Here is a 12,419-nt window from a genome sequence, read left to right on the forward strand (position 1 = left end):
GCCCGCGGCGAAGCCGGGACCTGGTCGTCTCCGCGTTGTCCGCGCCCGTGCGGCGCCGGGCCGAAGCGGGACGGCGGGCCCGGCTGGACCTGCCCCCGTCGTCCCGGCCGCCGCGACGGCCGCGCGCCCTCCCCCGGTCGGCCATGCGCGATCAGGCCTCCGCGGTGAACCGCGGGAAGGCGAGGTCGCCGGCGTAGCGGGCCGCGTCCGCGAGGGTCTCCTCGATCCGGAGCAGCTGGTTGTACTTCGCGATCCGCTCGCCGCGGGCCGGGGCACCCGTCTTGATCTGGCCGACGCCGGTGGCGACCGCCAGGTCCGCGATGAACGTGTCCTCGGTCTCGCCCGAGCGGTGGCTCATCATCGACTTGTAGCCGTAGGAGGTGGCCAGCGAAACCGCGTCGAGCGTCTCGGACAGGGTGCCGATCTGGTTGACCTTCACCAGCAGCGCGTTGGCGGCGCGGCGGGTGATGCCCTCCTCGAGCCGGTCCGGGTTGGTGACGAACAGGTCGTCGCCCACGAGCTGGACCTTGTCGCCGACCTCGGCGGTGAGCTGCACCCAGCCGTCCCAGTCGTCCTCGCTCAGCGGGTCCTCGATCGACACCAGCGGGTAGTCGCGGAGCAGTTCGGCGTAGTACGCGGACATCTGCTCGGCGCTGCGCTTGGAGCCCTCGAAGGTGTAGGCGCCGTCGGAGAAGAACTCGGTGGCAGCGACGTCCAGCGCGAGCGCGATGTCGCGGCCCGCCGTGTAGCCGGCCTTTTCGATGGCCTGCAGGATCAGGTCGAGTGCCTCGCGGTTGTTGGCGAGGCTCGGCGCGAAGCCGCCCTCGTCGCCGAGGCCGGTGGCCAGGCCGCGGCCCTTCAGCACCGACTTCAGCGAGTGGTAGACCTCGGTGCCCCAGCGCAGGGCCTCGCGGAACGACTCGGCGCCGATCGGCGCGATCATGAACTCCTGGATGTCCACGTCGGTGTCCGCGTGCGCGCCACCGTTGAGGATGTTCAGCATCGGCACCGGCAGCACGTGCGCGTTCGGGCCGCCCAGGTAGCGGAACAGCTCCAGCTCCGCCGAGTCGGCCGCGGCCTTGGCGACGGCGAGCGAGACCCCGAGGATCGCGTTCGCGCCGAGGCGCGATTTGGCCGGCGTGCCGTCCAGGTCCACCAGCTTCTGGTCGACGATCCGCTGGTCGACGGCCTCGATGCCGACCATCTCCGGGCCGATCTCGTCGAGCACCGCGGCGACCGCGCGCTCGACGCCCTTGCCGTTGTAGCGGCCGGTGTCCCCATCCCGCAGCTCCACGGCTTCGTGTTCGCCGGTGGACGCCCCCGACGGGACGGCGGCCCGCGCCAGCGTGCCGTCGTCGAGTGCCACCTCCACCTCGACGGTCGGGTTGCCGCGCGAGTCGAGAATCTCGCGCGCGCCTACCTGCTCGATGAGAGCCACGCCATGCTCCTCAATGGGTCGTGCCTGCGGTGACGCCGCCCAGCGTAGCCGTCCGCCACGTTCACCCGTTGGAGGCACGGCCGGTCCGGAGCGGTTCCGCTCAGTGTTCCGGGTGGTCTTCCGGCCGCACTTCACGCCAGCCTGACGGCAGCTCGACGGTGTCGGACGTCTGCTGCCAGAACGTCCAGCTGTTGCCGCCGAGGTCCGCGACCGTGAACACGCGCGCGCCGTAGGGCTGGTCCTGAGGCGGCTCGGGCTCGAGCTCCTCGCCGAGCGCGGCGCGGACGCGCTCGTACTGGGCGTCAACGTCGGTGACGTAGACGATGTTGAGCTGCCCGACGGGCCCCTCGACCCCCTTGGCCGCCCAGTATTCGGGACCGACGCCCGCCAGCTGGACACGTCCGTTGCCCGCGCACAACGTCGCCTGGAACACCTCGCCGGAGGCGTCCTCGAACCGCACTTCCTCGGTGAAGCCGAAGACCCTGGTCAGCCAGGCCAGTGCGGCTGTCGCGTCGCTGTAATAGAGGTACGGCGCCAGCCCCAGGTAGCCGGGCTCCTGTTCGCTGCTCATGGCGGCACAGTCCATCACGACGCCTCCGACGCCTCGTGGAACCCCCTCGGTTCAGGGTAAAGTCGGTGTGACCATGACGGACGCCGCACCCGCACCCGAGCCCAACGGCGAGGCCCGGTTCCACGCCTTCCGGCGGGCCGAGGATCTGGTCGAACGCCGCCGTCCCCTGGACGCGTTGAAGGCCCTCGAACCCCTGTTGGACGACGAGCAGGACAAACCGAGCGTGCAGCTTCTGGCCGGCCGCGCCTACTTCCACTCCGCGCAGCTCCGCCGGGCGGAACGAGCGTTCACCCGAGTCCTCGAGCTGGATCCGACGGACCACTACGCGCGCTTCGTGCTCGGCCGCACGCTTCAGCGCCTCGGCCGCTTCGCCGAGGCGCTCGCGCAACTCCGCATGGCGTCCGCGATGAACCCCGTCCCGGAGTACCTGGAAGCCATCAGCGAAGTCAACGCCCGCCTAACCCTCGGCGACAGCTGAGCCTCGGCGGTCGGCCATTTGGCCATCCGGCAGGCGGGGTCGGCCGGATGACCGATCCGGCGGCGGGGGTCCGCGAGCGAACCTGGTGTCACCGAGTTCGTTCTAGGAGGCGGAAATGACGATCCTCGCCACGGTCGGAGCCTGCGCCGGGTTGCTGGTTCTCGTACTGATGTCGCTGGCACCGGCGATTGTGGACCTCGACGGCCGATTCCCCGCCGGGCCGCGCGAGCAGGCGCAGTCGGCGAGGGCCGTGCGCGCAGTCAAGACTGCTCGACCGGCACCGGCAGGCACGGCACACGCGGTCAAGGCGGCCCATGGCGCGGCCGGGACTCGGATCACGGCGCACGCCTGAGCTGGGGTCTCGAAGCCGGAAATGCTGCGGCCCGCAAGGCAAGAGCCGGGGCCACAGGCATGGACCGGAAATCGCAGGCCGGAGCCACGGCCCGCAGACAGAAACCGGGACTGCCGAGCGACAGCGGGGCTAGCGGGCACGAGCCCGGCCACGCCAGGTCCGCGCGAGCTCGCGCGGACCGATCCAAGCCAGGGCGAACCGGAGCAGACCAACCGGAGCCAGCGCGCGTGAGCTGGGGTCTCGAAGCCAGACATTCCATGGCTCGCAAGGCAAGAGCCAGAGCCGCGGGCTGAAAGCGAGGACGGAGTGACCGCCCCCAGCCACGGCCCACAGGCAAGAACCGAGGCCGCCGACCGACAGCGGGGCTAGCGGGCACAAGCCCCCGGCCACGCCAGGTCGACCCAGGCCGGCGTGAACCGAAACAGACCGACCACGTCGGTGCGAACCGAAGCGGACCCGGCCCAGACCGGCACGAAACGAAACAGACCAACCCACGTCGGCACGAACCAAAGCAGGCCCGGCCCAGACCGGCACGAACCAGAGCAGACCGGCCCAGATCGGCGCCAACCAGAGCGGACCGAGTCCGGACCGGGCGAACTGGAGTGGGCCCGGTCAAGACGGGCGCGAACCAAAGCAGGCCGTCCAAGCCAGCGCGAACCCGAGCGGACCAATCCGGCCAGCACGAACCGAAGCGAACGAAGCGAGCCGAAGCAGGCCGGTCCAGGCCAGTGCGGGACCGGCCGGATCAGCCGATTCGGTAGCCGACTCCAGGGGTAGTCGTGATGGCGGAGGGGGTGCCGAGCTTGCGTCTCAGGCGGCCTATCGTCACGGTCACCGTGTTGGTGAAAGGATCCGCGTTCTCGTCCCAGACCTGTTCGAGCAGGGACTCGGTGCTCAGGAAGCCCGGGCTGGCGCGCAGCAGGGCCTCCAGCACGGCGAACTCCTTCACCGAGAGGGACAGCTGACGGCCGTCGCGGGTGGCGGTTCGGCGTAGGGGGTCCAGGTCGATTCCGGCTGTGTGGAGGATTCGGGGCCGCGCATGGGGTTTGCGGCGGGCCAGGGCGTGGATGCGCAGGATCAGCTCCGGGAAGTGAAACGGCTTGGGCAGGTAGTCGTCGGCGCCCAGAGTCAGTCCGCTGACCCGGTCGCCGGGGGCGCTCGCGGCGGTCAGCATCAAGACCATCGGCCGATCGGGCCGTTCGGTGATCATCCGGCACAGCGTGTCGCCGTGGAGGCCGGGCAGGTCCCGGTCCAGCACGACCACGTCGTGCGCGGTGAGTTCGAGCTTGGCGGCCGCGGCCAGCCCGTCTCCGGCGAGGTCGACGGCCATGCCCTGATCACGCAGTCCTTCGGCGACGACCTCGGCCAGCGCCGGATCGTCCTCGACGACGAGGATTCTCATGCCGGCACCAGCGCCTTCGCCGCCGGAAGCGTGATCGACACCCGCAGGCCGCCTTCGGGCCGCGCGTGCAGGGCCAGCCGCCCGCCGTGGGCCGCGGCGACGGCGGCCACAATGGACAGTCCGAGACCCGAGGAGCCGGTGCGCTCGCCGCCCAGCCGTTCGAACGGCTGGGCCAACCGGTCCACCTCCCGCTGGTCCAACACCCGCCCGCCGGTCTCGACCGTCAGCGCCGTCTCCTCACCGGCCGAGCCGGCCGAGCCGGTGATCTTGATCCAGCCGCCGTTCTCGTTGTGCGCCACGGCATTGTCGACGACGTTGTCCACCAGCCGCGCCAGCAACGCCGGGCTGCCCTCGGCCACCAGAGCCGACGGCACACCCACCGTCACGGTCAGCCCCTTCTCCCGCACGCCGGCGGACCGGTCGCGCAGCGCCGCGTCGACCAGGTCGCCGAGGTCGACCGGGGCGGAGTCTGCCAGCGCGCCGTGTTGTGCCCGGGCCAGCACGAGGAACCCGTCGAGCAGGTGATCGACCCGGTCCACCTGGATTCGCAGCCGGTCCGCGAGCGCGACGGTCGAGCCGGCCGGATCGGGCTTGGCGACCGCGACGTCGAGCGTGGCCAGCATCGTCGCCAGCGGAGTGCGCAGCTCGTGCGAAGCGTTGGCGACGAACCGGCGCTGCGCGGTGAACGACGCCTCAAGCCGTTCGAGCAGCTCGTCGATGGTGTCGGCGAGGTCCTTCACCTCGTCGGCGGGCCCGACGACGGCCAGCCGACGGTCGAGGCTGTCGGCCGAGATGCGCCGGGTGGCACTGGTGATCAGCCGCAGGGGCCGCAGCACGCGCTTGGCCAGCGCCCGGCCCAGCAGCAGCGAAACGGCCGCCATCACGACCAGCGCGATCAGCGAACCGGCCAGCAGCTGACGGGACTGCTGCGTGTGCACCTCGTCCAGCTGGTCCGTCAGCTCCTGGATCCGTTGCGGCGCCGAGGCGAGGGGCGGCGGACCCCCGCCGGCAGTCACCCGGCCGCCGCCGGAGAGCAGGAACGTCAGCCCCAGCAACGCCGCGCCGGATAGGAGGAACCCGGCGGCGTACAAGACGGTGAACTTCGACCTCACGCTCCTGATCACACCCCCAAGCATGCGCCGCCTGACCTAACAACGGCATAACAGCAGCGGTTCGGCCCGTGTTACGCGCCGCTCCGTAGAACCGTCCGCATGTCGACCACCGAACTCCTGCGGCGGGAATGGACCACTTTCCGCCGACCGGCCCGCCTGATCGCACTGAGCCTCGCGGCCCTCGCCGTGATCGCGCTCGGCCTGGTGTCCGCTGCCCGCAACCAGTCGTCCTGCGCGGGCGACTGCCCGGCCGTGCCCATCGCCGGTGACGGCTCCTTCGTCGGCGACCGGTTCTGGTTCCGGCATCGGGACCTGGGCCCGGAAGGCAGCGTCACGGTCCGGCTGACCGCCCTGACCGGGACGATCACCTATCCGCCGCCGGACCACGACCGGATCGTGCCCGGCCTGGTGCCGTGGGCGAAGGCCGGGATCATCGTCAAGGACGGGGTGCGGCCGGGCTCGCGGTACGCGGCGCTCGCGATGACCGGCGCCCACGGCGTGCGCTTTCAGTACGACTACCAGCACGACGTCGCCGGCAGCGCGGGCGGCGTTTCGCCGCGGTCCCCGCGGTGGCTGCGGCTGACCCGCTCGGGCGACACCATCACGGGCGCCGAGTCCGCCGACGGCAAGCAGTGGCAGACCGTCGCGACGGTGAAGCTCGACCGGCTGCCGGACACCGTGCAGGTCGGCCTCTTCGCCACGTCGCCCGGCGATCTCACGCTCAAGAGAACCGGGCTCGGCGGCGCGACCGAGCAAGTCCGGTTCACCCAGGCCGTCGGCGTTTTCGACCACGTCGTCGCCGACGGCGGCGGCGCCTGGACCAGCGAACCCGTCGGCGAGATGAACCAGACCGACTGGGAGAAGCACCACCACGCGTCGGGAGCCGTGGACGACAACGGTGTCGTCACGGTCAGCGGCACCGGTGACATCGGGCCGCTCAGCGAGGACAGCGTGCGCAGCGTCGAGAACACCTTGCCGGGCCTGGTGTTCGCGCTGATCATCGTGCTCGTCATCGCGGCCCGCTACGGCGCCCGCACGGCTCGCGAGACGACTGCTCGGCCGGTGCGCGCCGCGCGGGCCGGCGTCGTCGGCGCCGCCGCCTTCGTCACCGGACTGGTCGCCACCGGCGTTGTCATCCCGGCCGGCCTGGCGATCCTCAAGGGCAACGGCATCCTGGTGCAGCCGAGCCCGGTGCTGACCGACGTGCGGGTGATCGTCGGCGTCGCGGCAGTGCTGGCGGTCTGCGCTGTCCTCGCGTACGGGCTCGGCGTGTGGCTGCGGCGCGGCTGGGCGGCCGTCCTCATAGGACTGTCAGTGGTCGCCGTTCCCTTTGCCGTCACAGCGATCCCGCTCCTGCCCGACCCGGTCTCCGAGTGGCTGCTGCGGGTCACCCCGGCCGCCGGCTTCGCCGTCCAGCAGACGCTCGTGGAGTATCCGCAGGTGACCGCGCACTACGCGCCGTCGGCCGGGTACTTCCCACTCCCGGGCTGGGCCGGTCTCGCCGTGCTCTGCGGGTACACGATCGTCGCCTTGCGATTGGCCCTCGGCGGGAAGCCGGCCGGCTGGCGGTAACTCAAACCGAAACGCTGGCGGCCGCGAAGGCGTCGGCTGCGCTGAAGACCGTTTGGGCGTAGTCGACGGCCGGGTTGTAGAACAGGGCCGCGCGCCACCAGCCGGACGGGGTGCCCAGGTCGTCGCCGCCGGAGCAGAGGTAGCGGGCAGCGGTGAAGGCGGCGTCGTCGATGTTCTGGGGGTCGGGGCGCTTGCCGTCGCCGGTCGCGCGCTCCGCGTATTTCGACCAGGTGGACGGCAGGAACTGCATGGGGCCGAGCTTGTGGTCGGCCTTCGGGTCGCCGTCGAGCTTGCCGTCGTCGGTGTCCGGGGGCGTCGGCGGGCCGATGATCGGACTGCCGACCACGCCGTCGGGCCTGATCGCCACGGTGCCGAACGTCGCGTGGCCGATGCCCGCCAGAGTCGCCCACGAAAGGTGGCAGGTCGGCTTCTGCCGGCGCATCCACATCTCCGCCCGGCCGTACGCGGCGAGCACCCGCGCCGGGACCTGCGTCTTCCCCGCGACGCGCGCGGCCCACGCGTCCAGCTCCGCCTGGTCCGACACCGTCGGCCGGTCCGGCGGCGCCGCCAGGCCCGCGCGCGGCGCCTGCGCCCCCGGCTGCGGACGCTGCTCCTGGACCACGAACGTGGGCGACGGCGGCGCGGCGGCCGGCGCCTCGCCCGCCGGGTTGCGGACCCCGATCGTCACCACGAGCACCACCCCGGTGACCACCAGGCCCAGCGTGAACGCGATCCGGCTGACGTAACGACGGGGCGGGCCGGCGGGCGCGGGCGAGGCCGGCGCGTCCACGGTCGGCGGAGTGGTATCGGCCACCCGGACAGGTTACTGCCCCACCGCTAGCAGGACACTGGATCGGGCGAATGGCAAACGGACGGTTAACTCGTGCGCCATCCGGCGGACATCACACATTTTGTTACCGAGTCGCAGCTCGGCGCGCTGACCTGCGGTTACCCTAACCTTACCCAGCCTCAGCCGGGCCCTTGACGGACAAAACGGGCACTCCTCGACGTACACCCCCTGGACTTAAAGGCAAGGCTTACCTAAAACCATCAGGTCAGGGAATACTGAGGAGGACAACACCGTGGTGTTTTCGAGCGCGCTGATCGGGCTGCGCGAAGGCCTGGAGGCCGCACTCGTCGTCAGCATCTTGGTCGCCTTCCTGGTGAAGACCGACCGGCGGCAGGCGCTGCGTTACGTGTGGCCCGGCGTCGCCGCCGCGGTCGTGCTCTCGGTCGCCGTCGGCGCGATCCTCACCTACAGCACCGCGCAGCTGAGCTTCGAGCACCAGGAACTGCTCGGCGGCAGTCTCTCCATCGTGGCCGTCGGCTTCGTGACGGCGATGATCTTCTGGATGCGCAAGGCTTCCCGGCACATCGCCGCCGAGCTGCGCGGCAAGATGGAGAACGCGCTGAACGTCGGCCCCGCGGCCGTGCTGCTGCTGTCGTTCCTCGCAGTCGGCCGGGAAGGCCTCGAGACCGCGGTGTTCTTCTACTCCGCCGTGCAGACCGCGCAGTCGGACACCATCCAGCCGCTGATCGGCTTCGTCGTCGGCATCGTGCTCGCCGTGGCGCTGGCCTACCTGCTCTACCGCGGCGCCGTCCGGTTCAACCTGGCGAAGTTCTTCACGGTCACCGGTGTGCTGCTGGTGTTCGTCGCCGCCGGCGTGCTCGGCTACGGCCTGCACGACCTGCAGGAGGCCGGTTTCCTCCCGGGCCTGACCACACTCGCCTTCGACGCCTCCAACGTCCTGCCGGAGACCTCCTGGTACGGCGCGCTGCTCAAGGGCGTCCTCAACTACTCGCAGCAGACGACGGTGGTGCAGGCCGTCGCGTGGGTCGCCTACGTCGTCATCGTGCTGCCGCTGTTCCTCAAGCCCACCAAGAAAACCGTCCCGGCGCCCGCCGCGGCCGCTGTCAAGGAGTGACCGTGCCCCAGTCCCCCAAAACCCCGCTGGCCGTGCTGGCCGGAGTCGGTGCGCTCGTCGCGCTGTCCGCCTGCGACAGCACGGGCTCCACGACCGGTGCCGCGGGCGGGCCGATCAAGGTCGAGGCCTCCGACACCTCGTGCGCCGTCGCCACGAGCACGGCGAACGCGGGCAACCTGACGTTCGAGATCACCAACAAGGGCAGCAAGGTCACGGAGTTCTACCTCTACGCCGAGGGCGACCGGATCATGGGCGAGGTCGAGAACATCGCGCCGGGGCTGAACCGGCGGCTGATCGTCGAGGTCCCCGACGCCGGCAAGTACCAGACCGCGTGCAAGCCGGGCATGGTCGGCAACGGCATCCGCGGCGACTTCACCGTCACCGGCGGAGCGGCGAAGCAGAACGACGTGAACGCGCAGAAGTCCGAGGCCACGAAGAGCTACGCCACCTACATCGCCAACAACACGAGCGCGCTCGAGACCGAGACGGCGAAGTTCGTCGACACCGTGAAGGCCGGGAAGGTCGACGAGGCCAAGGCCCAGTACGCCACCACCCGCGCGTACTACGAGCGCATCGAGCCGGTCGCGGAGAAGTTCGGGGACCTCGACCCGCTGATCGACGTCCGCGAGGCCGATCTGACGGCGGGCCAGCAGTTCACCGGCTTCCACCGGCTGGAGAAGGACCTGTGGGTCACCGGGCTCAAGCCCGACAGCGGCCAGGTCGCCGACAAGCTGCTCACCGACGTCAAGGACCTGGTCACCAAGACCAAGACGCTGCAGCTGACCGCGCTGGACCTCGCCAACGGCGCCAAGGGCCTGCTCGACGAGGTCGCCACCGGCAAGATCACCGGTGAGGAGGAGACCTTCTCGCACACCGACCTGTGGGACTTCCAGGCCAATGTGGACGGATCGAAGGGCGCGATCGCCGCGCTGCGGCCGATCCTGCAGGAGCGTGACCCTGCCCTGGTGTCCACTCTGGACAAGCAGTTCGCGAACGTGCAGGCGCTGCTGGACAAGACGCGCAGCGGCGACGGCTTCAAGTACTACAACCAGCTCTCGCCGGACGAGATCAAGGCGTTCGCCTCGGCGGTCGACGCGCTGAGCGAGCCGCTGAGCAAGGTCGCGGAGGTCGTGTCCAAGTGACGGAGGAGGGTGCCCGCGTCTCCCGCCGGAAGCTGTTCGGGCTGGCGGGAGCCGGGGTCGCGCTGGCCGGAGCGGGGGCGGCGGCCGGGGTGGGCTTCGACCGCCTCGGCGACGGCGCCACGGCGCAGGCTTCGACGTCCACTGTGGACTTCCACGGTGAGCACCAGGCCGGCATCGCCACCTCGACCCAGCAGAACCTGCACTTCGCGGCGCTGGACGTGACCACGACGGACGTCGCCGAGCTGCGGCAGCTGCTGCGCACGTGGACCGCCGCGGCGCGCCGGATGACCACGGGCCAGGAGGTCGTGCCGAACGGCGCCGTCGGCGGCGCGGCCGAGGCACCGCCCGGCGACACGGGCGAGGCGCTGGACCTGCCGGCTTCGGAGCTGACGCTGACGATCGGCTTCGGCCCCTCGCTGTTCGACGGCCGGTTCGGCCTGGCGGCGAAACGCCCGCCGCAGCTGGTGGACCTGCCCGCGTTCCCGAAGGACAAGCTCGACCCGACGCGCAGCGGTGGCGACCTGTGCATCCAGGCGTGCGCGAACGACCCGCAGGTCGCCGTGCACGCGGTGCGCAACCTGGTGCGCCTCGGCTTCGGCGTCACGGAGGTGCGCTGGTCGCAGCTCGGGTTCGGGCGCAGCTCGTCGACTTCGCGGGCGCAGGCCACGCCGCGGAACCTGTTCGGCTTCAAGGACGGCACGAACAACATCAAGTCCGAGGACACCGACATCCTGCGCGACCAGGTGTGGGCGCAGGCCGGCGACGGGCAGGCCTGGATGGCCGGCGGCACCTACCTGGTGGCGCGCCGGATCCGGATGCACATCGAGACCTGGGACCGCGAGACGCTCGACGGCCAGGAGCAGATCATCGGGCGCACCAAGGGTTCCGGCGCGGCGCTCGGGCAGGCGGGCGAGTTCGACACGGTCGACCTGAACGTCGGCGGCGCGGGCGGCGTCCCCCTGATCGCCGAAGACGCGCACATCCGGCTGGCCTCGCATGAAACGCTGAAGGGCGCCCGGATCCTCCGCCGTGGCTACAACTTCGTCGACGGCTCAGACGGCGTCGGCCATCTCGAGGCGGGCCTGTTCTTCCTGGCCTTCAACCGCGACACACGCACGCAGTACGTCCCCATGCAGCAGGCGTTGTCCGCGAAGGACGCGATGATGGAGTACGTGCAGCACACCGGTTCGGCCCACTTCGCCGTTCCGCCGGGCCTCACCCCGACGTCCGATTGGGGCGACGGCTTGTTCGCCTGAACCAGCGGACCGAACCCACCTCGTGAGACCGATTGCCCACGGAGCGCGCACAACTCCACGCTGACGTTCTCCGAGGCAAGGGAGTCCTGTCGTGGCCGGTGTGGCGCATCCGCGGTTCGGTGTCTGGGCCGTCGTCTACGGGTCGTGGGGGCCGTTCGACCACCCGGACGACCCGGTGGACGCGAGCTGGGAGCGGAACAAACAGCTGATCCTCGAAGCCGACCGGCTCGGCTTCGACTCCACGCTGATCGCCCAGCACCTGGTGAACCCGTTCGGTGACGAGCTGGACCAGCTGGAGACCTGGACCTCGGCGGCGGCGCTCGCGGCGCTGACCGAGCGGATCGAGATCATCGCCGCGATCAAGCCGTACCTGGTGCACCCCGTGGTGCTGGCGAAGCAGGCGCTGCAGATCGAGCAGATCAGCGGCGGGCGCTTCGGCCTGAACCTGGTCAACGCCTGGTTCAAGCCCGAGCTGGAACGCGCCGGCATCCCGTTCGCCGAGCACGACGAGCGGTACGCCTACGGCCGCGAGTGGATCACCGTCGTGCGCGGGCTGCTGAACGGCGAGCGCGTTTCCTTCCAGGGCAAGTACTTCCACGTCGAGGACTACCAGCTGCGCCCGATCGACGCGACGCGCACGCGCCCCACGGTGTACGTCGGCGGCGAGTCGGACCCGGCCCGCGCGCTGGTCGCGGACAAGGCCGACGTCTGGTTCATCAACGGCCAGCCCCGCGCCGAGGTCGAGCGCCTGATCGCCGACGTCGCCGCGCGGCCGCGGGAAGGCGACCCGGTCCGGTTCGGGCTGTCCGCGTTCGTGGTCGCGCGCGAGACGGACGCCGAGGCCGAAGCAGAACTGGCCGCGCTGTGGGAACTCGCGGAGGCCGGCAAGGCCCGTTGGGAGGCCCTGGTCGCCGATGCCGACCCGAAGGCGGTGATGTTCCAGACCTTCGCGAAGTACCCCCACATCGGCACGAACGGCGGCACCGCGGCCGGCCTCGTCGGCAGCTACGACACGGTCGCGCGCCGCATCCGCGAGTGGGCCGACCTCGGCATCGAGACGTTCATGCTCCAGTTCCAGCCGTTCGAGGCGGAGATGCGGCGGTTCGCCGAGCACGTCGTCCCCCGCGTGCGGGAACTCGCGCCCAACGCGAGTTGACTTCAAGTGCCCTTG

12 protein-coding genes are annotated in these 12,419 nt (G+C 70.9%); 7 read left to right on the forward strand and 5 right to left on the reverse strand.

Annotation, left to right across the window (positions count from 1 at the left end; all coding sequences use genetic code 11):
* Positions 1 to 151: 151 nt before the first annotated feature.
* Positions 152 to 1,438 (reverse strand): phosphopyruvate hydratase, encoded by a 1,287-nt coding sequence (gene eno / locus BMY97_RS03875; protein WP_091612418.1) that lies wholly within the window; start codon positions 1,436 to 1,438, stop codon positions 152 to 154.
* A gap of 100 nt (positions 1,439 to 1,538) precedes the next feature.
* Positions 1,539 to 2,009, reverse strand: a complete 471-nt coding sequence (locus BMY97_RS03880) for a VOC family protein (RefSeq protein WP_091612420.1) — start codon at positions 2,007 to 2,009, stop codon at positions 1,539 to 1,541.
* Positions 2,010 to 2,082: 73 nt separating this feature from the next.
* Between BMY97_RS03880 and BMY97_RS03885 the strand changes: the two genes are divergently transcribed.
* Both BMY97_RS03885 and BMY97_RS03890 read left to right on the forward strand, forming a co-directional pair.
* Positions 2,083 to 2,487 carry a tetratricopeptide repeat protein gene (locus tag BMY97_RS03885; protein WP_177231159.1) on the forward strand — a complete coding sequence of 135 codons (405 nt, stop codon included), beginning with the start codon at positions 2,083 to 2,085 and terminating at the stop codon, positions 2,485 to 2,487.
* 115 nt (positions 2,488 to 2,602) lie between these two features.
* Positions 2,603 to 2,839, forward strand: coding sequence for a hypothetical protein (locus BMY97_RS03890; protein ID WP_091612422.1), 237 nt, complete (start codon positions 2,603 to 2,605; stop codon positions 2,837 to 2,839).
* Between the two features lie 745 nt (positions 2,840 to 3,584).
* Here the strand turns inward: BMY97_RS03890 and BMY97_RS03895 are convergent.
* Both BMY97_RS03895 and BMY97_RS03900 read right to left on the reverse strand, forming a co-directional pair.
* Positions 3,585 to 4,241, reverse strand: coding sequence for a response regulator transcription factor (locus BMY97_RS03895; protein ID WP_091612424.1), 657 nt, complete (start codon positions 4,239 to 4,241; stop codon positions 3,585 to 3,587).
* Positions 4,238 to 5,353 carry a sensor histidine kinase gene (locus BMY97_RS03900; RefSeq protein WP_218156670.1) on the reverse strand — a complete coding sequence of 372 codons (1,116 nt, stop codon included), beginning with the start codon at positions 5,351 to 5,353 and terminating at the stop codon, positions 4,238 to 4,240. The genes BMY97_RS03895 and BMY97_RS03900 overlap by 4 nt, the downstream gene beginning before the upstream one ends.
* 99 nt (positions 5,354 to 5,452) lie before the next feature.
* On the opposite strand from BMY97_RS03900, the gene BMY97_RS03905 reads away from it, so the two are divergent.
* On the forward strand, positions 5,453 to 6,925 hold the full coding sequence (locus BMY97_RS03905) for a DUF1349 domain-containing protein (RefSeq protein ID WP_091612430.1): 1,473 nt from the start codon (positions 5,453 to 5,455) through the stop codon (positions 6,923 to 6,925).
* 1 nt (position 6,926) lies between these two features.
* Here BMY97_RS03905 and BMY97_RS03910 read toward each other — a convergent pair whose 3' ends face one another.
* Positions 6,927 to 7,637, reverse strand: a complete 711-nt coding sequence (locus tag BMY97_RS03910) for a lytic murein transglycosylase (protein ID WP_091612947.1) — start codon at positions 7,635 to 7,637, stop codon at positions 6,927 to 6,929.
* Positions 7,638 to 8,007: 370 nt separating this feature from the next.
* Here BMY97_RS03910 and efeU point away from each other — a divergent pair, with 370 nt between their 5' ends.
* The 4 genes from efeU to BMY97_RS03930 all read left to right on the forward strand — a co-directional run bounded on the left by efeU (position 8,008) and on the right by BMY97_RS03930 (position 12,404).
* The gene (gene efeU, locus BMY97_RS03915; protein WP_091612433.1) at positions 8,008 to 8,850 is read left to right on the forward strand and encodes an iron uptake transporter permease EfeU; all 843 of its coding nucleotides are present in this window, start codon (positions 8,008 to 8,010) and stop codon (positions 8,848 to 8,850) included.
* Between the two features lie 2 nt (positions 8,851 to 8,852).
* Positions 8,853 to 9,992: an iron uptake system protein EfeO gene (gene efeO, locus BMY97_RS03920; protein WP_425425220.1), complete on the forward strand. Its 1,140-nt coding sequence runs from the start codon at positions 8,853 to 8,855 to the stop codon at positions 9,990 to 9,992.
* Entirely contained in the window at positions 9,989 to 11,248 is a 1,260-nt protein-coding gene (efeB, locus tag BMY97_RS03925) for an iron uptake transporter deferrochelatase/peroxidase subunit (protein WP_091612438.1), read from the forward strand. The genes efeO and efeB overlap by 4 nt, the downstream gene beginning before the upstream one ends.
* 91 nt (positions 11,249 to 11,339) lie before the next feature.
* A complete protein-coding gene (locus BMY97_RS03930) occupies positions 11,340 to 12,404 on the forward strand; it encodes an LLM class flavin-dependent oxidoreductase (protein WP_245787124.1) in 1,065 nt (354 codons plus the stop codon).
* The last annotated feature ends 15 nt before the right edge of the window (positions 12,405 to 12,419 follow it).

The sequence above is a fragment of the Amycolatopsis saalfeldensis genome (assembly GCF_900110575.1).
Classification (GTDB): domain Bacteria; phylum Actinomycetota; class Actinomycetes; order Mycobacteriales; family Pseudonocardiaceae; genus Amycolatopsis; species Amycolatopsis saalfeldensis.